The following is a 22,431-nucleotide window of genomic DNA, read 5'->3' as shown; positions in this document are numbered from 1 at the left end:
GCGGATCGCTACTTCTGCAGCACCGAAAGATCCTGCTCCGCCTCCGGTACCGCCACCGCCCCACGGTCGTCCGGCAGGGTCTGGATCGTGAACGCCGGTAGGCCCTCACCGGCCGCCTCGAGGGTGCGGGCGGCGTAGACGGGGCCTGCGGAGACCGGCTCGACGGTGAGCGCGTACGTGCCCTTGAGGCCGCTCGGGACGGGCGCGTCCACGTTCTGGGTCGTGCCGGCCTTGATCGTGTACGTCTTCGTCACCGGCGTACCGCCCCCGCTGCCGGCCGATGCGGTGACCTTGACCTGGGTGGTGCGGGCCGGGGCGGTCAGCGCGAGCGTGGTGCCCTTGGAGCGGTTGCCGGCGACCGTCGCGCGCGTGCCCACCGGGGCGGTCGCCGGGATGAACGCCGTCTCCCGCTTGTCCCCCTTGCCGCGCACCACCCGCAGGGCGGCCACCACGGGGACCGACGTGTCCGAGGGCGTCAGCAGCAGGGAGCCGGCCTCGCCGCGCGTGACGTCGCCGAGGTCGACGGCGGCCGTCATGCCCGCCTTCACATGCAGCGTCTCGTTGCCCGCGGGGGTGATCTGCCCGGTGGGCGAGGCGAGGCGCAGCTTCAGGTCGGCGTCGGAGTCCCCGGGGGTGAAGGCGACCAGGCGCACGTCCGTGGCGTCCTTGGGGATGCCGGGCAGGACGAGACTGCCCGCCGGGTCGGCGGAGGCGGCCAGCCAGTCGCCGCCGAGCTTGTCGTCGAGGGCCTGGACGGCGGCGGCGACCCGGCCGCTGCGGACGGTCACGTGAACGGTGACGTCGGTGTCCGTCTCGTCGGTGAGCGTGGACAGCAGGATCGGCTCGCTGGAGTGCGGCTGGACCGTGATGCCCTCGCCCAGCGTCGACTTGAGGGCGCCGTCCTTCCCGTACAGCTCGATGTCGACGACCGCCGCGGAGTCGTCGGGGTTCGTCAGGTGCACGTAGTCGGTACGGCCGTCGGCGGTGCCGGCGCCGGGGAACCAGAACTCGGAGTCCGGGGCGGTGCAGTTGGTGCCGAGCAGACCGCGTCCGGTGCCCGCGGCGACCTGGGTGGTCTCCTGGACGGTCCAGCCGGGAGCGAACCTGCCCGTGGCGGTGCCGATGAGGCCGGGCGTCTCGGCGCCCTCCGCGGTGCCGGTGACCGGCTTGCCGGGCTCCTTGGGCCGCACGACGGGCGCTCCGGTGTTCTTCTTGCCGCTCTTGCCGCTCTTGCCTGCGGTCGAACCGTCCGCCGACTGTCCGTTCGCCGCGGCGAGTTCGGCCTTGCCGCTGCCGCCGGCGCCCTTGGTGACGGGCGTGAAGGCCGTGTACGACGTCTCGGCGAGGTCTGAGCTGCTCGGCTCGGGGCACAGCAGGCTGGTGCGCTCCACGGGCAGCTGGGCGGCCGCCTTCGCGGTGCTGTCGCCGGACGTGTCCGGTGTGCTGAGCGCGGCGAATCCGGTGACGGCGGCGAGCGCGGTCGCGCCGGCGATCAGGGACAGGGTGGTGCGGTTCACTGCTGGCTCCCGTCGGGGCGCTCACTGTCGGTGCCGTGGTGCGGGGGATGCGGCGGGTGCGGGGGGTTCGCCGGGTCGTACGCCGTCGGGTCGTAGCCCTGGGTGTAGTTCTGGTCGTACGCCGTGGACGTGCCCCCGTAGGCGTACGGGTCGTACTGGCCGCCCTGGTAGGGGTCCGCCTGGTACGGCTGTTCGTACGTGCCCGCCGGGTACTGGGGGGCGGCCTGGTACTGGTCGCCGCCGTAGGTGCCGTACTCCGCGCCCCCGTAGCTCGCCGCGTCCCACTCGTCGTACGGCTGCTGCTGGGGGATCGCGGCGTGGGCCGGGGCCTCCTCCGGAGAAGGGGGCGCGGTGGAGCCGTCCGCGGCGGCCTGTTCGGCCTCCGCCTCGGCCTGGGCGCGCAGCCGGCGGGCGCGGCGGCCCTCGCCCGCGGTCTCCTGGGCGGGGATCGCCTCTTCCTCGGGAAGGTCGTCGTCCACGTCACGGCGGCGGCCCGGCAGGGCGAGCACCACCAGGACGACGGCGAGTGCGCCCTGCGCCCACAGCCAGCCGGTGTGGCCGAGCGGCGCGTCGAAGGTGACGTCCAGCTTGCCGCCGGAGGCCGGGAGTTCGAAGCCCTGGGCCCAGCCGTCGACCGTGGTGCGGGTGAGCGGCTTGCCGTCCAGGGTCGCGGTCCAGCCCTCGTCGGCGGTGTCGGCGATCCGCAGTACGCGGCCCGCGGCGCCCGGGGGAAGGGTGGTGTGCAGTTCGACGGGGCCGGCCGCGACGGGCTCCGGTTCGCCGGAGCCGGTGACGATGGCGGCGCGGGAGACTTGCCGGTCCACGCGCCACAGGGCGCTCCCGTCCCCCTGGCTGAGCCGGCTCAGGCCGGGAGTGGCGTCCAGGACGCGGCTGACCTCGCGGGGCGCGCCCTTGCGGACCAGGACGTAGCGCACGGCGAAGCCGCCGAGTTCGTCGGCCTGGTCGGCGCCGGAGCCCGCGACGAGGTTGGCGACGACCTTGTCGAGCCGCTTGTTCTCGCCGCCCGCCGCCGCGAGTTCGGCATCGCCCAGCCGGGCGCCGGAGCCGCGGACCAGGGTGTAGCCGACGCGGGCCGGTGAGGTGCTGTTGAGGACGAGGGTGCGAGCCTGGTCGCGGGTGCCGCTCTCCTCGGCGACGAACGCGGGCACCTGGACCGGGTCACGGCGCTCCACGGGGCCGTCGGCGCCGCCGATCATCCACCCCGCGGCGACGAGCAGCGGGCCGGCCGCCGAGGAGAAGGCGATGAGCGCGGCCACCGGCTGCCGCCAGCCGAAGCTCTGCTCGGCCACGCGCGCGCGTGCCCCGTCGGCGCCGAGCGCGGCGGCGGCCAGGAGGGCGAGCCCGTAGACGAGGGTGGCGGGGCCGGCCCAGGCGGAGCGGTTGGACAGGACCGCGAAGACGAGCGCCACCAGGGCGACCGCCCAGGCCGTCCAGATTCCCGGCTGGCGTTCGGAGCGCAGCAGGGCGGCCAGCGCGGCGAGCACGATGCCGATGAGCATGAGCCCGCTGACGGTGCCCGGACCGCCGGGCCCCGCACCGAGCAGGTCGGTCACGGAGGCCGCGCCCGCGCCGAACTTCAGTCCGGCCTCCGTGAAGAAGCCGAACGGCAGCAGCGTCAGCGACCAGGGGGCGAGGACGAGCAGCGGGGTGCCGAACTGGGCGATGAACCGCAGCCCGTAGGCGGTGATTTCGCCGCGGCGCACCACGAGGAGCGCGAGACCGAGCACCAGCGCGATGGGCCACACGATCGGTGTGAAGGCTGTGGTGAACGTCAGCAGCAGTGCGTAGGCCCAGGTGGCCCGCCAGCTGCCGCGCGTGCCCGAGGCATGCGCGAGGCCGCCGGCGGCGATGCCCGCGCGCGCGATGAGCGGCAGCAGGATCGCGAGGACCGCGGTGCCGATGCGGCCGCCGGCGAGGGCGCCGGTGGCGGCGGGCAGGAAGGCGTACACGACGGACACCCACGCGCGCAGCAGCCGCGATTCGACGAGCGGACGCGAGGCGAAGTACGCGGTGATGCCGGCCAGCGGCACCGAGCAGACGAGCAGCACGGTGACCGCGAGCCCGGTGGAGCCGAACAGGACGCTCGCGAGCAGGGCGACGAGCGCGAGATAGGGCGGCGCGGACTGTGTGCCGCCCACGCCCACCGGGTGCCAGCCGTCGAGATAGCGCGACCACAGCTCGGAGGCGTCGGCGGGCGCGGGCAGCAGTGCGCCGCCCGCGAGCGCGCCACCGCCGAACAGTGCGCGGCAGGCGACGAGCGAGACGAGCAGGAGGACGACGAAGAGCACCGGACCGGGCTTGCGGGCGATGCGCTTGAGCCGGGCGAACTGTTCGACCTGGAGGAAGTCGGCGTCGTCGCCGCCCGGTCCGGACTCCACCGCGCCGCCGTGCCGGCCGGCCGAGGAGGCTTCGGGGTCGGAGTTGCCCGTCAGGTTGCCGGCGAACTGCTCGACGGTGGCCCGGACGGTCGCTCCGGGCGGCGGGAACAGCGGGCGCAGTTCACCCTTGTCGACCTGCGGGCGCCCGCGCCTGCGCCGCCCGGCGATGATCCGCTCGGGCCGCAGCAGGGTGCCCAGCAGACCGCGGATCTCGTCGACGGCCTGTCCGGGGACCTTGCCGACGAGATAGGCGACGGTGCGCAGCAGGGTGCCGAGCACCAGCCGGATCAGGATCCAGGGCAGCTGTGCCGTACGGGCGTTGACGAGGAGGGTGTAGACCGCGCCCGCCTTGTCCACCTTGTGCGGGGACGCGGAGGTACGGCCCACGCAGTCGACGGCGCGGCGCTCGCGGGAGGCGGCCTCGGCGTGCCGTACGACCGCTTCGGGGGCGACGAGGACGCGGTGGCCCGCGGCCGTGGCGCGCCAGCACAGGTCCACGTCGTCGCGCATCAGGGGCAGCCGCCGGTCGAAACCGCCGAGCTCTTCGAAGACGTCGCGCCGGATCAGCATGCCGGCGGTGGAGACGGACAGCACCGGCCGTACGTGGTCGTGCTGGCCCTGGTCCTGTTCGCGGCGGTCCAGACCGGTCCAGCGGCGGCCGCTGTTGGCGATGGTGACGCCGACTTCGAGGAGTTGTCTGCGGTCGTACCAGCCGCGGAGCTTGGGGCCGACGACGGCGACCTCGCGGCCCAGCTCCTGCTCGTTCTCCACGATCCTCAGGAGGTGGGCCAGGGCGTCCGGGTCGGGGGCACAGTCGTCGTGCAGCAGCCAGAGCCACTGTTCGGGCTCGCCGTGCGGGAGGTCCGGCAGGTCGTACGCGTCGTCGCGCCAGCTGCGGGTGACGGGGTCCCAGCCGCTGGGGCGCTTGAGGTACGGCAGGTCGTCCGGGGTCAGTACGGCCGCGGCTCGGTTGGCCTCCTCGACGGCCTGACCGAAGCCGGTGCGCCGGGCCAGGTGCAGCACCCGGTCGGCGCCGAGCGCGTCGGTGAGCAGCTGGGCGGAGGCGTCCGCGCTGCCGGTGTCGGCCGCGACGGCGTTCTGCACGGGACGCTCCTGGCCGAGCACGCCTGCCAGCGCGTCGGGCAGCCAGCGGGCGCCGTCGTGGGAGACGAGCACCGCCGTCACCACATGGCGCGGAAACTCGGGCGGGCTGGCCGGGTCGAACGGCGCGGTGGCGGCGTCGTATTGGGCTGCCGTATGACTGTGCACGGACATCGAGGTGCGGGCCCCGGTTCGATGGACTGCGGTGGACGTCTGTGTCCGGCGGGGACAGCGGGACGTCTCGGACGAGGGCCCACACTAACGGCTGGCCAACACGGCGGCCCGCCGCCTGTGGATAACCCACCTGCGACGGGCCGTTCGTTACGTAAGGGTTGTGTGCCTATGGGGGAGCGGAGCGGACAACGCGCGTGTGAAGGTCTCCGGGAGACGGCTCCTCAGATCGCGGCCTTCTTCAGCCGACGCCGCTCGCGCTCGGAGAGACCGCCCCAGATGCCGAACCGCTCGTCGTTGGCGAGCGCGTATTCGAGGCACTCGGAGCGGACCTCGCAGGCGAGGCAGACCTTCTTCGCCTCGCGGGTGGAGCCGCCCTTCTCGGGAAAGAAGGACTCGGGGTCGGTCTGGGCGCACAGTGCGCGCTCCTGCCAGCCGAGTTCCTCGTCCGCGTCGTCGACCAGCAGTTGCTGCACCAGCTCGGTCATGTGCGCCCCTCGTCTGTCTTCGCGTCCCCGTGATGCTGTCGTTACCGATTTCGGCTGAACGACACGAGTGAAATTACAAGTGTGCCGATCCGCGCCAGTCAAGCCGAGATCTGCTATTGAGCCCCTTATTCACTCTGCGGAACCAAGGCTATGCGGAAAGTGTTCAAATCGGGATAAACGCCTACAGCCATCGGTGACCACAAGAGCCCAGGTCGGACCTCCAGCCCTCCACAGGGAAGGACGCCCGTATGTTCGATCTCGTTCCGACGCGAACATCGAAGCGAACCGGATCACATTCGGATCACGGAGCCGCCACGAGGTTTGCGCGCCCGGTTGTGCGCCATGTGTCCCCGGCGGCTCCTGAACAAACCTTTCGCCAGCGAGATGAACCGGATGAGGTGAAACACCTCTCACATACCGGACACCAAGTTGACAGCGGAAGTGTGAACCGATGTCCTTGTGGGCATGCTCGCGAACTTGGCACTCACCTCGACCCGCACCGCCGGGTCCCACGGTGCTGCCCGCGCTCGCTGTAGCTGTTGCTGTTCCAGCTGTTGAGCCGTACCGCGCTCCGGCTGCCTCGCCGCCACTGAGGCGAATGACCGCCCCCACCCGGGCACCCCTCCCCGTCCGCAACCCGGACGGTCCTGGTCCGCGACACCCCAGCACCCCCACGCCGAGGAACCACCGCACCCATGAACAGCGACAGCGACCTCCAGATCGCCGGCGACATCCTCGAAGTACCGCACCTTCTCCAGCCGCCGCGCGAGCACCCCGCCACCGTGGCCGAGTTCGTCGGCCTCGCCCGCTCCATCGCCGCCGACCGCTCCCAGTGGGAGCACCTCGTCCAGTACGACGCCACCTCCCGCTGGTACCACCGGCTGCGCACCGGGCCCGGCTACGAGGTGTGGCTCCTTTCCTGGGTGCCCGGGCAGGGCAGCGGGCTGCACGACCACGGCCGCTCCTCCGGCGTACTCACCGTCCTGGAGGGCGCACTGACCGAGCGGACCGAGCGCGGGACGCGCGCGTTGGGCGCCGGGGCGCAGCGGGTGTTCGCGCCGGGGTACGTCCACGAGGTCGTCAACGACGCCCTCGAACCGGCCGTGAGCCTGCACGTCTACTACCCGGGGCTGACCGAGATGCCGATGCTCCCCCGGTCCGAGCCGAGTTCGGCAGGGGAGACCCCCATCGCTCATTGCGCGTCCGTCCCGACGACCGCGTGACACGTTGTCGTACCCGCCTGCAAGACTTGCCGCCATGCGCATTGTGGTTCTGGCAGGCGGCATCGGCGGTGCTCGTTTTCTGCGTGGTCTCCAGCGGGCCGCGCCCGACGCGGACATCACCGTCATCGGCAACACCGGGGACGACATCCACCTCTTCGGTCTGAAGGTCTGTCCGGACCTGGACACGGTGATGTACACCCTCGGCGGCGGCATCAACGAGGAACAGGGCTGGGGTCGGGCCGACGAGACCTTCCATCTCAAGGAGGAGCTCGCGGCGTACGGGGTCGGCCCCGAGTGGTTCGGTCTCGGCGACCGGGACTTCGCCACGCACATCGTGCGGACGCAGATGCTCGGGGCGGGGTATCCGCTCAGCGCCGTCACCCAGGCGCTCTGCGACCGGTGGAAGCCGGGGGTGCGGCTCATCCCGATGTCCGACGACCGGATCGAGACCCACGTGGCCGTGGACATGGACGGGGAGCGCAAGGCGGTCCACTTCCAGGAGTACTGGGTGCGGCTGCGGGCCTCCGTGCCGGCCGTGGCCGTCGTCCCGGTCGGCGCCGAGCAGGCGAAGCCCGCGCCCGGGGTGCTGGAGGCCATCGCCGAGGCGGACGTCGTGCTCTTCCCGCCGTCCAACCCGGTCGTGTCCGTCGGCACGATCCTCGCGGTGCCCGGCATCCGGGAGGCCATCGCCGAGGCCGGGGTGCCGGTGGTCGGTCTCTCCCCCATCGTCGGGGACGCGCCCGTGCGGGGCATGGCCGACAAGGTGCTGGCGGCGGTCGGCGTCGAGTCGACGGCCGCGGCGGTCGCCGAGCACTACGGCTCGGGGCTCCTCGACGGCTGGCTCGTCGACACCGTGGACGCGTCCGTGGTGGAGCGGGTCGAGGCGGCGGGCATCCGCTGCCGGGCGGTGCCGCTGATGATGACCGACCTGGACGCGACGGCGCAGATGGCACGCGAGGCACTGGCACTGGCGGAGGAGGTGCGGACGCCTTGAGCGGACGGCTTCCCCCGGAACCCCGGGAAGCGGGGCTCGCGGGCCACGGGGATCCCGCAGGGGCCGCCGGGCGCGGTGCGCGCGGCGGCCAGGGAGCGGCCGCCGCGGCGGCGAACGGACAGGGACCGGCCCCCGCGGCGGCGGGCGTCCCGGCCGACGCACCCTCGTCGGCGCCCGGGCATCCCGCCCCGGCCGACGCACCCTCCACGACGCCCGGGCATCCCGCCCCGGCCGTCCCGGCCCACGCGCCCGGCTTCCGGGTCTGGGCCGTGCCCGGTCTTCCCGAGGTCGCGCCCGGCGACGATCTCGCCAAGCTCATCGCCGCCGTCGAGCCCGGCCTCGTCGACGGTGACGTTCTCCTCGTCACCTCGAAGATCGTGTCCAAGGCCGAGGGGCGGATCGTGCGGGCGGACGACCGCGAGGCGGCCATCGACGCCGAGACCGTACGGGTCGTGGCGCGGCGGGGCGCGCTGCGGATCGTCGAGAACCGGCAGGGTCTCGTCATGGCCGCCGCCGGCGTCGACGCGTCCAACACCCCTTCCGGGACCGTGCTGCTGCTCCCCGAGGATCCCGACGCGTCGGCGCGGGCGATCCGGGACGGGCTGCGGGACACGCTCGGGGTCGATGTCGGCGTCGTCGTCACGGACACCTTCGGACGGCCCTGGCGGACCGGTCTGACGGATGTCGCCATCGGCGCCGCCGGTGTGCGCGTACTCGACGATCTGCGCGGCGGCACGGACGCGTACGGCAATCCGCTGAGCGCCACCGTCGTCGCCACCGCCGACGAGCTGGCCGCCGCCGGTGACCTGGTCAAGGGCAAGGCCGCCGGGCTGCCCGTCGCCGTCGTGCGGGGGCTGCCGCACGTGATCGCCGGGGACGACGAAGCGGGAGCGCGCGCGATGGTGCGCGGCGGACGTGACGACATGTTCCGGCTCGGCACGTCGGAGGCCGTGCGGGAGGCGGTGACCCAGCGGCGTACCGTACGGGCCTTCACCGACGAGCCCGTCGACCCCGGTGCCGTACGGCGTGCCGTGGCCGCGGCCGTCACCGCGCCGGCGCCGCACCACACGACGCCCTGGCGTTTTGTGCTCCTGGAGTCCGCGGAGTCGCGCACCCGGCTGCTGGACGCCATGCGGGACGCGTGGATCGCGGATCTGCGCGGGGACCGGAAGACCGAGGAGTCCATCGCCAAGCGGGTCAGACGCGGGGACGTGCTGCGCAACGCGCCGTATCTCGTCGTGCCCTGCATGGTCATGGACGGGTCCCACAGCTACGGCGACGCGCGGCGGGACGCGGCCGAGCGGGAGATGTTCGTGGTCGCCACCGGCGCCGGGGTGCAGAACTTCCTCGTCGCGCTCGCCGGGGAGCGGCTGGGCTCGGCCTGGGTGTCGTCGACGATGTTCTGCCGGGATGTCGTACGGCGGGCGCTGGGGCTGCCGGAGAGCTGGGAGCCGATGGGAGCCGTGGCCGTGGGGCACGCGGCGGAGGAACCCAGGGACCGGCCCGCGCGCGACGCCGGGGCGTTCATCGAGGTGCGCTGAGACGATTCGGCCGAGGGGCGGCCGGGACCGCCTACCCTCGTAAGGCACCCCGAGCATCACTAGGACCTCATCCGTGGCTGGACGCTTCTCCCCTCGGCCCACGCGTACGACCGTGCGCGGCGGGCATGTCGTGGTGCCCGGGGCGTCCGGTGCGGTGCCGCGGCCCGCTCCCGCCACCGGGCTGCGGCGCGGGTGGACCCCGCCCTGGCCGCTCGACCTCGGGATCGTGCTCGGGCCGCTGCGGCGCGGGCCCGGCGATCCGACGTTTCGTACGACACCGGACGGGGCCGTGTGGCGGGCCAGCCGTACGCCCGCCGGGCCCGGCACCCTGCGGGTCGCGCTGCGGGGCGGCGCGGTCGAGGCCGAGGCGTGGGGCCCGGGGGCGGAGTGGCTGCTGCATCAGTTGCCGGAGATGCTGGGCTCGGCCGACGACCCGGACGCCTTCGAGCCGCGCCACCGGCTGGTCGCGGTGACCCGGCACCGGCGGCCCGGGCTGCGGCTCACGCGTACGGGACTGGTGCTGGAGTCGCTGATCCCGTCGGTCCTGGAGCAGAAGGTCACGGCCGACGAGGCGTACCGGGCATGGCGGCTGCTCGTACGGAAGTTCGGGGAGCCGGCGCCCGGGCCCGTGGAGGGGCGGATGCATGTGATGCCCGAGCCGCGGACGTGGGCGTTGATCCCGTCCTGGGAGTGGCATCGGGCGGGGGTCGACAACAAGCGGGCTTCGACGATTCTGCGGGCGGTGCGGGTCGCCGCGCGGCTGGAGCAGGCGATGGGGATGGAGCCGGCGCAGGCTCAGGCGCGGCTCGAGGTGGTGTCGGGGATCGGGCCGTGGACGTCGGCGGAGACCGTGCAGCGCAGTCACGGGGCGGCGGATTCGGTGACGGTCGGGGATCTGCATCTGCCCCGGATCGTGGGGTACGCGCTGGCGGGCGACCGGGACGCGGACGACGCCGCGATGCTGGAACTGCTCGCACCGTATGCCGGGCAGCGGCACCGTGCGGCCCGGCTGATTCTGCTGTCCGGCCGCACGCCGCCGCGCCGGATGCCGGGTATGCCGCGTACGGACATCGGGAAGTTGTAGGGGCGGGCGCGGCTGCCCCACATCGGGTGGGCAACCGCGTGTCGGGGGGCGCGGGGTTCTCTCGCCCCCGCCGCCCCCGCCCGTCCCCTCCCCGGGAGCTCAGCCCCGGACGCGCACAATCGCCGGGCGGGCTGAGCGCCCCTACTGGTCCGAGGAGAACCGCACCGCCCCCGCCGGAATCCTCGCGTCGCACCACACCCGTACACCGTCGCGGAGTTCGTTGTCCGCGCCGATCACCGCGCCGTCGCCGATGACCGCTCCCGTCAGGATCGAGCGCTCGCCCACCCGGGAGCGGGCGCCGAGCAGGGAGTCCGTGATGACCGCGCCCGGTTCGACGACCGCGCCGGACAGGAGCGTGCTGCCGAAGATGCGGGCACCCTCGCCGACGAACGCGCCCTCGCCGACCACCGTGCCGCCCGTCAGCTTGGCGTCGGAGGCGACCGAAGCCGTCGGCAGCACCAGGCGGTCGCCGCAGCGGCCCGGGACCGCGGGGGACGGGGCACGGCCCAGAACCAGGTCCGCCGAACCGCGTACGAAGGCCGCGGGGGTGCCCAGGTCCAGCCAGTACGTCGAGTCCACCATGCCCTGGAGGTGTGCTCCGGCGGACAGCAGGCCGGGGAACGTCTCGCGCTCCACCGAGACCGGGCGGCCCGCCGGGATCGTGTCGATGACCGAGCGCCGGAAGACGTACGCCCCCGCGTTGATCTGGTCGGTGACGATCTCCTCGGGGGTCTGCGGCTTCTCCAGGAAGGCAGTGACCCGGCCCGTCTCGTCCGTGGGGACGAGGCCGTACGCCCTCGGGTCCGTCACCTTGGTGAGGTGCAGGGAGACATCCGCGGCCGTCGTCTCGTGCGTGTGGACCAGGGCACGGATGTCCAGGCCCGTCAGGATGTCGCCGTTGAAGATCAGCACCGGCTCGTCGGGGCCGGAGTGGAGGCGCGACGCCACGTTGCGGATCGCGCCGCCCGTCCCGAGGGGCTCCTCCTCCGTGACGTACTCCAGGTGCAGACCGAGAGCCGAGCCGTCGCCGAAGTACGGCTCGAAGACTTCGGCGAGATAGGAGGTCGCCAGGACGATGTGGTCCACGCCCGCCGCCCTCGCCCGCGCCAGCTGATGCGTGAGGAACGGGACCCCGGCCGCCGGGACCATGGGCTTGGGGGTGTGCACCGTGAGCGGACGAAGCCGGGTGCCTCTGCCGCCGACCAGGAGGATCGCTTCTGTCACCTGTCGTCTCTGCTTCCTGCTGGGGCCGGCCGGAACCGCGTTCGGCCGGCCAGTGTATGCAGACCGGGTAAGACCGTCCCGCAGGCCGGGTAAGACCGTCCGACGGCCGCTCCGACGGCCGCCTGTACCACTGCGGGGCGCCCACCGGCCGGCCCTCAGCGGCCCTGGTAGCGGGCCGAGGTGGAGCGGGCCGAGCCGAGCTTGCCGTAGAGCTGCTTTCCTGGGCACTCCGTGGCGAACCCGTCCCGATGGCCGGAGATCACGTTCAGTCGTACGTTCTTTCCTTTTCGGTAGAGATTGCCACCAGCGGACTTCAGGTATGTCTTGCCGCGCGGATTGGCTCCGAAGAGGCCGAGCTTCCAGGCGGTGAGCTTGGCGATGGCATTCACCGCGGCGGCGGCCGGCTTGGTGGAGCTGAACGTGCCGAGGACCGCGATCCCCATGCTGTTGGAATTGAAGCCGAGGGTGTGGGCGCCCATGACGGCCTTTGTCACCCCGCCGGCCCGGCCTTCGTAGATGTTTCCGCACTTGTCGACGAGGAAGTTGTAGCCGATGTCGCGCCAGCCACTGCTCAGGACGTGGTAGCGGTAGATACCGCGGATGACTGAAGGGGCTTGCGAGCAGCTGTACTTGTTGCCCGACGCCGTGTGGTGCACGAAGGCCGCCTTGACCTTGCTCGTGTAGACGAAGCTCCGCGCACGCAGGCTTTCGTCGGCGCCCCAGCCGTGGCGCGTGATGATGCGCGGGCGCGGGCCGATGTACGGCTGTGTGCGCGGCGCGCTCCCCTGTTCGGCCAGCAGCTCCCGCTCGGTCTGCTCCTTCGACAGGGCCGGAATCTCGGTGGCGGCCTGCGGCGCGAGACCGGCGCGCGAGGAGCCCTTGGGGGTGCCGGCCGCGGGCTGCGCGCCCGGGTCGACCAGTTCGAGGCGGAGGCCGCCGGGGAGCGCCCGGGTGTCCGGGGCCGCGGCCCGGTCCCCCTCCGCCCGCACCCGGACCTCGACACCGTCCGAGTCGCCCACCCACAGCGGCGCGGTGGATCCGCGCGCCCGGTGCGAGGAGCCCTCCGCGGTGTCCGGGTCGGGCGCGTGTTCGTGGCTGTGTGTCTCGACGTCCTGCCAGCCGGACCAGTGGGTCGTGCCCTCGGCGCGGGTACGGACCTGGACCCGGCCGTGCAGTTCGGTGGCCGGGTCGTTCCAGACGACGCCGACCAGCGAGAAACGCCGTACGTTCCGGGGGGTCAGCCCCTGTTCGGCCGCCGCACCGACGGCCCGGGTGCCGGAGAGGGGGGCGAGGGGGAGGGACTGGGTGCTGCCGGGGACGGTGGCCTCGGTCGCCACCGGGGAGCCCGCGGGGTCCGCGGCGGGACCCGCACGGTCCGCGGCGGGGCCCGCCACGTCCGCCGCGGCCCCCGTCCGGTCCGAGCCGGTCGCCGACGCCGAGGGTCTCGCCTGGGCCGGAGCGGTCAGGGTGAGTGGAAGGACCAGGGCCGCCGCGCAGGTGACGCCGATCGAGGAAGCAAGGTAATCACGCATGTCCTTGATCCTGGACAAAGCCACGCAAATCTGTCCATCGGGGAATTGACGGCCAGTCGGCCCACGGCAGGCCGCGTTCGCCCGAACCGGTGGCCCCGCCCGTCTGCCCCGACCGCCGCCCCCGCGTACGCTTGCGCGCGTGAACGCCACCGACCGCACCCCTGCCGACCTGCTGCGATCCGCGCTCGCCGCGGACCCCGCGCGCCCCTTGGTGACCTTCTACGACGACGCCACGGGCGAACGCGTCGAACTCTCTGTCGCCACCTTCGCCAATTGGGTGGCCAAGACGGCCAACCTGCTCCAGGGCGAGCTGTCCGCCGAACCCGGCGACCGGCTCGCACTGCTGCTGCCCGCGCACTGGCAGACGGCGGTGTGGCTGCTGGCGTGCGCCTCGACGGGCGTCGTCGCGGACGTGGGCGGTGACCCGGCCGCCGCCGACCTCGTCGTCAGCGGACCCGACACGCTCGACGCGGCCCGCGCCTGCTCCGGCGAGCGCGTCGCGCTGGCGCTGCGCCCGCTCGGCGGCCGGTTCCCCAAGACCCCGGACGGTTTCGCCGACTACGCCGTCGAGGTACCGAGCCAGGGCGACCGCTTCCAGCCGTACGCGCCGGTCGACCCGGAGGAGCCCGCGCTGATCGTCGCCGGGGCGGAGCACACGGGCGCCGAGGTGGTCGAGCGGGCCCGCGCGGAGGCCGCCGGCCTGGGGCTGACGGGGCCGGGGTCACGTCTGCTGTCGGGGCTGGGTTACGGCACCTGGGAGGGGTTGAGCGCGGGGCTGTACGCGCCGCTCGCCAGCGGCGGGTCCGTGGTGTTGTGCCGGCATCTGGAGCAGTTGGGTGAGGACGCGCTGGCGAAACGGATCGAGAGTGAGCGCGTGACGGCTACGCGCCGCCACGCGAGCTGACAGAAGCGGTCCGTCGGCGAACCGCGGGTCCGTCGGCGAACTGCGGGCCCGCCCGTGAACCACAGGCCCGTCGGCGACCGCGGGCCCGCCCGTGAACCACAGGCCCGTTGCGGCTGGTCCCACAGTTCCCCGCGTCCCTCGCAGGAGCACCGCACAGGGCCGGGGATTCACCCGTTCGGCCCATCAGCGCCCACCCCCGGCCCGCGGCCCGGGTCATGGTCGTAGGAGCACCACACGCTCGTACGCCATGAGGGGGTGGACAGCCGTGACCGACACCGCGGGCACGCCCTCCGGCGACGGGCCTGAGCAGGCGGCCGTGCCGGGACCGGGGGGCGGAGCGTCCCCCATCGGCGCCGGGCTCGTACGCCGCCGGCGGCGCTGGCTGCGGCACACGGCCTTCGGTGTCGCAGCCTTGGTGCTCGGTGCCGCCGGGGCCGGGTGGGCCGTGTACGAGAAGCTGAACTCGAACATCACCGCGGACGAGGCCGCCGCCGCCGAACTCGCCCGGTACGAGAAGGAGCGGCCCACCTCACTGGTGCGGGACGCGCAGAACATTCTGCTGATCGGGTCCGACTCGCGGTCGGGGGACGGCAACAGCCAGTACGGGCGGGACACCGGGACCGAGCGGTCCGACACCACGATCCTGCTGCATCTGCCCGCGAACCGGCACAGCGCGACCGCGGTCTCCCTGCCCCGCGATCTGATGGTGGACATACCGAGCTGCCGCCGCCCGGACGGCACCCGTACCGCGCCGACCTTCGCGATGTTCAACCAGGCCTTCGAGACGGGCGGTTCGGCCTGCACGATCCGTACCGCCGAGAAGCTGACGAACGTCCGGATCGACCACCACATGGTCGTCGACTTCAGCGGCTTCAAGGAGATGGTCGACGCGGTCGACGGTGTCGAGGTGTGCCTGAAGGACCCGATCGACGACAAGGACGCCAAGCTGCGACTGCCGGCGGGCAAGCAGTTGCTCGACGGGGAGCAGGCCCTTGGCTATGTGCGGGCCCGCAAGAGCATCGGCAACGGCAGCGACACCGACCGGATGGACCGCCAGCAGCGCTTCCTCGGGGCGCTCGTCAACAAGGTGCAGGGCAATGACGTCCTGCTGAACCCGGTGAAGCTCTATCCGGTGCTCGACGCGGCGACCTCGTCCCTCACCACGGACCCGGATCTGGCGAGTCTGCGCGGACTGTACGAACTCGTGCGCGGTATGCGGAACATTCCCCCCGAACGCGTGCAGTTCCTGACGGTGCCGCGCACGTCGTACGTGAACAACGCCAATCGCGACCAGCTCGTGGAGCCCGACGCGGAGAAACTCTTCGCCCGGCTGCGGGCCGACGCCCCGCTGGAGGTCGCCAAGGACTACGCCGGTTACGACGAGCAGTCGGGCGGTGACGGAACACTGAGCGGAAAGCCGCTCGACACACCCGCCGGCACCCCGGATCCGACACCCACTTTCCGCGGGAACACGGCCGCCGAGGACGGCTGCGAGTAAAGCGCACATCAAGGCAAGGAACGCCCAACCTAAGAAGTCTCTGGGAAATAAGGCGGATTGCCCGGTTGTAGGGAAGTGTAATTTGTCACCGCCGTCGCTTGACGCTGAACTGGGCGGATAGTGTGAGCGATCCGGTGCACCCGGCCACGAGGACTGTCCTGGGGTCGCGCACTGCTTGACCGAGACCCGAGCGCCTTTGAGGGGGAAGGCGCCGCGTGGCCCCGACGGAGGATTCAGACAACCGTGGACGCGCAAGGCCGTGGGCGGGCGGACAACATCGACCCCGCAGACCAGTGGGTACTGAACCCGGACACCGGCGAATACGAACTGCGACTGAGCAGTTCCGGACCGCAGTCGTCGGTGCCGGGACCGCGCAGGTCCGCCTCGCGCAGCTCGGCGGGCCGCGCCCGTTCAGCCGCGCCGGGCCGGGACACCCGGCAGAGCCCTGCCCCGGACCTGGTGCCGGGGCCGCGCCGCCGTCGAGGCGTGCCGGACGAGCCGCCGCCGGGCCGGCGCCGGGGACGTACGAAACCGAAGAAGTCCAGAACCAAGAAGATAGTGCTGTGGACGGGCGGCTCCATGGCCTTCGTCCTGGTCGCCGTCACGGCGGCCGGCTATCTCTACCTCAAGCACCTCGAGGGCAACGTCCAGACGACGGACGTCGGCGACGCGGCCAAGAGCAGCTTCAGCAAGGACGACGCCTTCAACATCCTGATCATCGGCACGGACAAGCGCACCGGTGCGGGCAACGAGGGTTACGGCGACAAGGGCAGCGTCGGGCACGCCGACACCAACATCCTGCTGCACGTCTCCAAGGACCGTACGAACGCGACGGCGCTCAGCATCCCGCGTGACCTGATCGTCGACGTTCCGGACTGCGAGACCAAGCAGGCCGACGGCTCCAAGAAGGTCATCGGCGGCTCGCAGAACGTCCGCTTCAACACGAGCCTCGGCCAGGGCGGCCGCGACGCGGGCTGCACCATGCGCACGGTCAAGGCGGTCACCGGAATCTCGCCGGACCACTTCATGATGGCCGACTTCAACGCGGTCAAGACGCTGACCAGCGCGGTGGACGGCGTCACGGTCTGCGTGGGCAAGGCGGTCAACGACCCGGACTCGCACCTGAAGCTGCCCAAGGGCGAGTCCACGCTCGAGGGCGAGCAGGCCCTCGCCTTCCTGCGCACCCGGCACAGCTTCGGCAACCAGGGGGACCTCGACCGCATCAAGGTGCAGCAGCAGTTCCTCGGCGCGCTGTCGCGCAAGATGACCTCCAGCGACACCCTCACCAACCCCAAGAAACTGCTGGACCTGGCCGAGGCCGCCACCAAGGCGCTCACCGTGGACACCGGCATCGGCAAGGTCAGCACGCTCAAGGACGTGGCGCTGGAGCTCAAGAAGGTGCCGCCGAAGAACATCACCTTCACCACGGTCCCCGTCATCGACAACCCCGCCGAGAAGGTCCACGCGACGGTCGTCGTCAACCAGACGACGGCCCCCCAGGTCTTCAGCATGATCAAGGACGACGTCTCCTTCACCGCGGTCAAGCAGGAGAAGAAGAAGGAGAAGGCCGCGGTCGCCGCCCGGCTCAAGGGCTCCCGCTCCGCCGCCTCCGACGTCCGCGTCGACATCTACAACGGCGGCGCCCCCTCCGGTGCCGCACAGGAAACTCTCAGCTGGCTGCAGAACACTGAGGGCGTGACGAAGTCCAGTCAGCTCGGCAACGCCGGCAAGACGCTGAGCAAGACGACCCTCGAGTACTCTCCCGACCAGGCCGACCAGGCGCGCAAGCTGGCCGACCTCATGGGGCTGCCGGCGGCGCAGATGAAGCCGGGCAAGAGCGAGAAGAACGCACAGGGTCTGCCCGCGATCGTGCTGACCCTCGGCAAGGACTTCAAGGGGGCCGGGGAGCCCCTCACCACGCCGTCGAAGGCGCCCGAGAACATCCAGAAGGCCACCGCCGACAAGCAAGTCTGCTCCACGTGATGACCTGACGGGTCCGTCCTGCGTCCTACAGGGCGCCGATACATCCGGCCGGGCGCCTCGGGCGTCCGGCCGGACGCTGATACACCCAGTGGATCCAGTACATCCAGTACGAGTGCTTCCAGTACCTCCGGTACGAGTACTTCCAGCGGATCCAGTACATCCAGTACGACGCGCCGAGCGTCCAACTGGGCATGGCTACACCGGCGGGGCGCGCGAGGCGTCCCGCCGCACCGCACGGCAGACAGATCGGGTGGGGCGCGACGGGGCGTTCCCCCGACGCGGAACGGACCCGTTTGTCGGGCGCAGGGTGGGGAGGGCAGGGAGATGGTGCAGAGCAGTGTGCGTCGAAAGGGGGCGCGACCACGTGACCGGCAGACCGGTGAACCGGGCTGGGACGACAGTCTGTACGACGACAACGGCGAGCCTGTTCAGGACGGCCGCGGCTCCGGTCGAGGCGGCGGCTCCGCTCAGGGCGGCGGCGACGGCGACGGTCCACCCGACGAGGCGAAGGGCCACAGCCGCCACGGCGGCGGGCGCCGGCGCGGCGGCAAAGGGGACGGGGGCGGGGGGCGCCCACGTCGCAGACGCCGCGTCCTGCGCTGGTCGGCGACGGTTCTGGCGGTCCTGATACTTGGCACCGCGGGTGCCGGATATCTCTACTACCAGCACCTCAACGACAACATCAAGAAGGACGACCTGTACCTCGGCGACGACAAGGACAGGGCGGCCAAACCCAAGGCGAACGCGGCGGGCCAGACCCCGCTGAACATCCTGCTGATCGGTTCGGACGCGCGCGACTCCGCGGCGAACCAGAAGCTCGGCGGCGCCAAGGACACCTACGGCGGGACACCGCGCGCCGACGTCCAGATGCTGCTGCACCTGTCGGCGGACCGCAGCAACATGTCGGTGGTCAGCATGCCGCGCGACACGCTGCTCGAGATCCCCAAGTGCACCGACCCGAAGACCAGTCACACGTACGCGGCGATCACGTATCCGACGATGACGAACAACTCGCTCGGCCGCGGCGGACCCGGCTGCACCGTCGCCACCTGGGAGAAGTTCACCGACATCCACATCGACCACTTCATGATGGTCGACTTCGCGGGTGTGGTGTCGATGGCCGACGCGATCGGCGGTGTCCCGGTCTGTGTGGACGCCAACATCTACTCGCACACCTCCACCGGCCACGGCTCGGGCCTGAAGCTGAAGGACGGCACGACGTCCATCAAGGGCAAGCAGGCCCTTCAGTGGCTGCGCACGCGGTACGGGTTCGAGGACGGCAGTGACATAGGCCGGACCAAGGCCCAGCACCAGTACATGAACTCGATGGTCCGCCAGCTGCGCGAGAACGCCACACTGAGCAACCCGAACAAGCTGCGCAAGCTCGCCGAGACCGCCACCAACGCGCTCACCGTCGACGACGGCCTGGGCACGGTGTCGAAGCTCTACGACCTGAGCAAGGAGCTGAAGAAGGTTCCGACGAGCCGGATCACCATGACCACCATGCCGTGGGTGTACTCGTCCGACGGCAACCGCGTCCTGCCCAAGCCGAACGACGCGGCGAAGGTCTTCCGGCTCCTGCGCGAGGACATCGCGCTGGACGGCAAGGACAAGAAGAAGTCCCCGGCCCAGAAGGCGGTGGCCCCCGCCCACGCGGACGACAAGATCGCGGTGCAGGTGCAGAACGGCACCCGGACCAGCGCACTGGCGCCGGTGGGCGGACGGGCGAACGCGATGGCGCAGCTCCTCGTCGGCAAGGGCTTCACCGGGGCGGCGGCCGACTCCTCGACGGTGCTCTCCGAGGACAAGACGGTCATCCGCTATCCGAGCGCGGATCTGAAGGGCGACGCCCAGCGGGTGGCCAAGTCGCTCGGCGTCCCGCTGAGTTCGGTGGAGAAGTCGGCGAGCGTCTCCGGGGTCACGCTGATCGTGGGCGGCGACTGGCGGTCGGGCACCACGTACAAGGCGGCGGAGGACGACGACACGACGCCGGCGTCCGCGAAGCTGGACAAGGGTTCGGACACCGGGGCGTGCATGCACGTGGACCCGGACTACACCTGGTCATGACGGAGTCGGGCCCCCTCCCGAGCCGAAGGGGCCCCGACTTCTCCGCTGTGCGGCTCAGTTGGAGCCGAGCACCGCGGGCCGGCGCGAGGCGATGACCTTCTTGGCCAGGGCCTTCGGGCTCGTCAGGAAGCCGAAGCCCCACGACATGTGCATGGTGGCGAGGGCGACCGGGATCTGCAGACGGGCCTTCAGCGGCAGCCGCTTGCCCGCGGGGAGCGAGCCGAGGGCGATCGCCGCCAGATAGCCGCCGGGGACGACGAGACCCCACGGAGTCAGGGCGAGCCCCACCACGACCCCCGCGGCTATCGCGCACACCGCGGTCGGCGGGGCGAGGTAGCGCAGGTTGATGGAGCCCTCGTGGTAGCGGGCGACGACATGCCGCCAGCGCCCGTAGTCCTTGTACTGCTTGGCGAGGGCCCGCACGCTCGGGCGCGGCCGGTACGACACCTTCAGCTCGGGCGAGAACCAGATGAGCCCGCCGGCCTCCCGGATCCGGAAGTTCAGCTCCCAGTCCTGGGCGCGGATGAACTCCTCGTTGTAGCCGCCCTGTTGTTCGAGGGCCTCGCGCCGGAAGACACCGAGGTAGACGGTCTCGGCGGGACCGGCCTCCCCACCCGTGTGGAAGGCGGCGTTGCCGACGCCGATCTTCGAGGTCATCGCGGCGGCGACCGCGTGCTCCCAGTCGTTCTCGCCCTCGGCGTGCATGATGCCGCCGACGTTCTGCGCGCCGGTCTCCGCGAGGAGGCGTACGGCGGTCGCGATGTAGTTCGGCGAGAGCATGCCGTGCCCGTCGACGCGTACGACGACGGGGTGCCGGGACGCCTTGATCGCCGCGTTGAGCGCGGCGGGGGTGCGGCCGGTCGGGTTCGGCACGGTGTGGACCCTCGGGTCCTCGCGTACGAGTTCGGCGGCGATCTCCTCCGTCCGGTCCGAGGACGGACCGATGGCGATCACCACCTCCATCTCGCCGTCGTACTCCTGCGCCAGGATCGCTTGGACGGCCCCGCGCAGATGCCGCTCCTCGTTGAGGACGGGCATGATCACAGATACGGCGGGGGGCTGCACGTCAGACTTCTCGCTCATCGGACGTCACGTTACCGCGAACGGGGGACACGGGCGCGCGCCGCCCGGCCACCGGACCGGGCCGCAGATCGTATGGGCCTACGGTGCTCACGGATCCCCACCCCCATGCCTTCGCGGAGGTGTCCCCCCATGCCCACACCGCCCCGCTCCCCCGCCGCCCGCCCTCCACGACGGCCGCGGCCCTCCCCCGCCCGGCGGCCGCCCGTACGGCCCAGGCGGCCCAGGCGGCCCGGCTGGTCCATGCGGATGGTGACGACGCTGTCCGTGGTGGTCCTCGCCTCGGCGGGGATCGGCCACGCCGTGGTCACCAGCCTCGACGCGGACATCGCGCGGGTCGACCCCTTCAAGGACATGAAGAACCGCCCCGCGGCGGGCACCGGCATGAACGTCCTGCTGGTCGGCACGGACGGCCGGGACAAGATCAGCGCGGCCGAACGGCGGAAGTACCGCCTCGGCGGCGCCCCCTGCCACTGCACGGACACGATCATGATCGTGCACATCTCCGAGGACCGGGAGCGGGCCAGCATCGTGAGCCTGCCGCGCGACTCGTACGCCGAGATGCCGACGCACACCGACGGGATCACCGGCAGGCGGAGCCGCCCGCAGCCGATCAAGCTGAACGCGGCGTACGCGCAGGGGGGCCCGAATCTGACCGTACGCACCGTCGAGAACATGACGCACGTCAAGATCGACCACTATCTGGAGGTCGACTTCACCAGCTTCATGAAGACGGTGGATGTGCTCGGCGGCGTACAGATCTGCACGCCGGAGCCGCTGAAGGACTCGTACACCGGTCTCGACCTGGCGGCGGGCACGCACCGGCTGAGGGGCGGCGAGGCGCTCCAGTACGTGCGCGCCCGGCATGTCGACGGCGCCTCCGACCTGGGCCGCATGCAGCGCCAGCAGCGCTTCCTGGCGTCGCTGGTCGAACAGACGACGTCCTCCGGGGCGCTGCTGAACCCGCTGAAGTTCCGGGACGTGACCCGGGCCGTGCTCGGCTCGGTCCGGGCCGACCGGGGCTTCGGCACGGACGAACTGCTCGACCTCGGGCGGGCGATGCGGAACTTCTCACCCTCCTCCAGCGAGTTCACGACGGTGCCGATCAGGGACATGACCCACGTCGTCAAGGGCATCGGCTCCACCCTGAAGTGGGACGACGCCAAGGCCCAGAAGCTCTTCCAGTCGCTGCGCGACGACCAGCCGCTCGTCCAGCACCGCAGCAGGAGCAGGACCCTGCGGGTGGACGTCGCTCCCCAGCAGATCCGGGTGCAGGTGGAGAACGCGACGCTTACGGAGGGGCTCGGCGGCCGGATGGACCGCGCGCTGGCCGCGACCGGCTTCCGGACGACGCGGCAGCCCACGAAGGCGGCCCAGACCCTGAAGCGCACGGTCGTGGCCTACGACCCCCGCTGGGACCGCTCCGCGAGGTCCCTCGCGGCCGCCCTGCCCGGCTGCGAGCTGCGCGCGGTGCCCGGGCAGGGGCCCACGCTGAAGGTGCTCGTCGGGGCGGACCACACGAAGGTGCAGCGGGTGAAGGCGGCGGATCAGCACCAGGGGGAGTTCGGGGTGGTCACCGGGGACCAGGTGGTGTGCCCGTAGCTTCGCGGGCTCCGTGGCTACGC

16 protein-coding genes are annotated in these 22,431 nt (G+C 72.0%); 9 read left to right on the top strand and 7 right to left on the bottom strand.

Annotation, left to right across the window (positions count from 1 at the left end; translation table 11 throughout):
* Positions 1-8: 8 nt before the first annotated feature.
* The 3 genes from SAVERM_RS26010 to SAVERM_RS26000 all read right to left on the bottom strand — a co-directional run bounded on the left by SAVERM_RS26010 (position 9) and on the right by SAVERM_RS26000 (position 5,676).
* Positions 9-1,517 (bottom strand): DUF5719 family protein, encoded by a 1,509-nt coding sequence (locus SAVERM_RS26010; RefSeq protein ID WP_010986449.1) that lies wholly within the window; start codon positions 1,515-1,517, stop codon positions 9-11.
* A complete protein-coding gene (locus SAVERM_RS26005; protein WP_010986448.1) occupies positions 1,514-5,191 on the bottom strand; it encodes a glycosyltransferase family 2 protein in 3,678 nt (1,225 codons plus the stop codon). Before SAVERM_RS26005 ends, SAVERM_RS26010 begins: the two co-directional genes overlap by 4 nt.
* 221 nt (positions 5,192-5,412) lie before the next feature.
* Positions 5,413-5,676: a WhiB family transcriptional regulator gene (locus SAVERM_RS26000; protein WP_010986447.1), complete on the bottom strand. Its 264-nt coding sequence runs from the start codon at positions 5,674-5,676 to the stop codon at positions 5,413-5,415.
* 695 nt (positions 5,677-6,371) lie between these two features.
* On the opposite strand from SAVERM_RS26000, the gene SAVERM_RS25995 reads away from it, so the two are divergent.
* From SAVERM_RS25995 to SAVERM_RS25980, 4 genes are all read left to right on the top strand, one after another.
* A complete protein-coding gene (locus SAVERM_RS25995; protein WP_010986446.1) occupies positions 6,372-6,899 on the top strand; it encodes a cysteine dioxygenase in 528 nt (175 codons plus the stop codon).
* Between the two features lie 34 nt (positions 6,900-6,933).
* Positions 6,934-7,893 carry a 2-phospho-L-lactate transferase gene (gene cofD / locus SAVERM_RS25990; protein ID WP_010986445.1) on the top strand — a complete coding sequence of 320 codons (960 nt, stop codon included), beginning with the start codon at positions 6,934-6,936 and terminating at the stop codon, positions 7,891-7,893.
* A gap of 269 nt (positions 7,894-8,162) precedes the next feature.
* Complete coding sequence (locus SAVERM_RS25985) at positions 8,163-9,434, top strand: coenzyme F420-0:L-glutamate ligase (protein WP_010986444.1); 1,272 nt, start codon at positions 8,163-8,165, stop codon at positions 9,432-9,434.
* 73 nt (positions 9,435-9,507) lie between these two features.
* On the top strand, positions 9,508-10,518 hold the full coding sequence (locus tag SAVERM_RS25980; RefSeq protein WP_010986443.1) for a DNA-3-methyladenine glycosylase family protein: 1,011 nt from the start codon (positions 9,508-9,510) through the stop codon (positions 10,516-10,518).
* Positions 10,519-10,659: 141 nt separating this feature from the next.
* Here the strand turns inward: SAVERM_RS25980 and manB are convergent, their stop codons facing one another.
* Both manB and SAVERM_RS25970 read right to left on the bottom strand, forming a co-directional pair.
* The gene (manB, locus tag SAVERM_RS25975; protein ID WP_010986442.1) at positions 10,660-11,742 is read right to left on the bottom strand and encodes a mannose-1-phosphate guanylyltransferase; all 1,083 of its coding nucleotides are present in this window, start codon (positions 11,740-11,742) and stop codon (positions 10,660-10,662) included.
* A 155-nt stretch (positions 11,743-11,897) separates the two neighbouring features.
* A complete protein-coding gene (locus SAVERM_RS25970; protein ID WP_010986441.1) occupies positions 11,898-13,274 on the bottom strand; it encodes an N-acetylmuramoyl-L-alanine amidase in 1,377 nt (458 codons plus the stop codon).
* 139 nt (positions 13,275-13,413) lie between these two features.
* Between SAVERM_RS25970 and SAVERM_RS25965 the strand changes: the two genes are divergently transcribed.
* The 3 genes from SAVERM_RS25965 to SAVERM_RS25955 all read left to right on the top strand — a co-directional run bounded on the left by SAVERM_RS25965 (position 13,414) and on the right by SAVERM_RS25955 (position 17,659).
* Complete coding sequence (locus SAVERM_RS25965; RefSeq protein ID WP_010986440.1) at positions 13,414-14,178, top strand: TIGR03089 family protein; 765 nt, start codon at positions 13,414-13,416, stop codon at positions 14,176-14,178.
* A 247-nt stretch (positions 14,179-14,425) separates the two neighbouring features.
* Entirely contained in the window at positions 14,426-15,676 is a 1,251-nt protein-coding gene (locus SAVERM_RS25960; protein WP_010986439.1) for an LCP family protein, read from the top strand.
* A gap of 243 nt (positions 15,677-15,919) precedes the next feature.
* Positions 15,920-17,659, top strand: a complete 1,740-nt coding sequence (locus SAVERM_RS25955) for an LCP family protein (RefSeq protein WP_037647884.1) — start codon at positions 15,920-15,922, stop codon at positions 17,657-17,659.
* 25 nt (positions 17,660-17,684) lie between these two features.
* On the opposite strand, the gene SAVERM_RS42800 is transcribed toward SAVERM_RS25955, so the two are convergent.
* Positions 17,685-17,852 carry a hypothetical protein gene (locus tag SAVERM_RS42800; RefSeq protein WP_154696734.1) on the bottom strand — a complete coding sequence of 56 codons (168 nt, stop codon included), beginning with the start codon at positions 17,850-17,852 and terminating at the stop codon, positions 17,685-17,687.
* Positions 17,853-17,983: 131 nt separating this feature from the next.
* Between SAVERM_RS42800 and SAVERM_RS25950 the strand changes: the two genes are divergently transcribed.
* Complete coding sequence (locus SAVERM_RS25950; RefSeq protein WP_010986437.1) at positions 17,984-19,726, top strand: LCP family protein; 1,743 nt, start codon at positions 17,984-17,986, stop codon at positions 19,724-19,726.
* Between the two features lie 54 nt (positions 19,727-19,780).
* On the opposite strand, the gene SAVERM_RS25945 is transcribed toward SAVERM_RS25950, so the two are convergent.
* Positions 19,781-20,809: a glycosyltransferase family 2 protein gene (locus SAVERM_RS25945; RefSeq protein ID WP_010986436.1), complete on the bottom strand. Its 1,029-nt coding sequence runs from the start codon at positions 20,807-20,809 to the stop codon at positions 19,781-19,783.
* A gap of 129 nt (positions 20,810-20,938) precedes the next feature.
* Here SAVERM_RS25945 and SAVERM_RS25940 point away from each other — a divergent pair, with 129 nt between their 5' ends.
* Positions 20,939-22,408: an LCP family protein gene (locus SAVERM_RS25940; protein ID WP_107083058.1), complete on the top strand. Its 1,470-nt coding sequence runs from the start codon at positions 20,939-20,941 to the stop codon at positions 22,406-22,408.
* The last annotated feature ends 23 nt before the right edge of the window (positions 22,409-22,431 follow it).

The sequence above is a fragment of the Streptomyces avermitilis MA-4680 = NBRC 14893 genome, from assembly GCF_000009765.2.
Classification (GTDB): domain Bacteria; phylum Actinomycetota; class Actinomycetes; order Streptomycetales; family Streptomycetaceae; genus Streptomyces; species Streptomyces avermitilis.
Note: the sequence above shows the minus strand (reverse complement) of the source record. Positions and strands in the feature narration are given on the sequence as shown.

Coding starts and splice junctions, on each gene's coding strand:
- SAVERM_RS26005 (WP_010986448.1), bottom strand. CDS start 5,191: ATGTCCGTGCACAGTCATACGGCAGCCCAATACGACGCCGCCACCGCG.
- SAVERM_RS25950 (WP_010986437.1), top strand. CDS start 17,984: ATGGTGCAGAGCAGTGTGCGTCGAAAGGGGGCGCGACCACGTGACCGG.
- SAVERM_RS25970 (WP_010986441.1), bottom strand. CDS start 13,274: ATGCGTGATTACCTTGCTTCCTCGATCGGCGTCACCTGCGCGGCGGCC.
- SAVERM_RS25960 (WP_010986439.1), top strand. CDS start 14,426: ATGAGGGGGTGGACAGCCGTGACCGACACCGCGGGCACGCCCTCCGGC.
- SAVERM_RS25995 (WP_010986446.1), top strand. CDS start 6,372: ATGAACAGCGACAGCGACCTCCAGATCGCCGGCGACATCCTCGAAGTA.
- SAVERM_RS25945 (WP_010986436.1), bottom strand. CDS start 20,809: ATGAGCGAGAAGTCTGACGTGCAGCCCCCCGCCGTATCTGTGATCATG.
- SAVERM_RS25940 (WP_107083058.1), top strand. CDS start 20,939: ATGCCCACACCGCCCCGCTCCCCCGCCGCCCGCCCTCCACGACGGCCG.
- SAVERM_RS26000 (WP_010986447.1), bottom strand. CDS start 5,676: ATGACCGAGCTGGTGCAGCAACTGCTGGTCGACGACGCGGACGAGGAA.
- SAVERM_RS42800 (WP_154696734.1), bottom strand. CDS start 17,852: ATGCCCAGTTGGACGCTCGGCGCGTCGTACTGGATGTACTGGATCCGC.
- cofD (WP_010986445.1), top strand. CDS start 6,934: ATGCGCATTGTGGTTCTGGCAGGCGGCATCGGCGGTGCTCGTTTTCTG.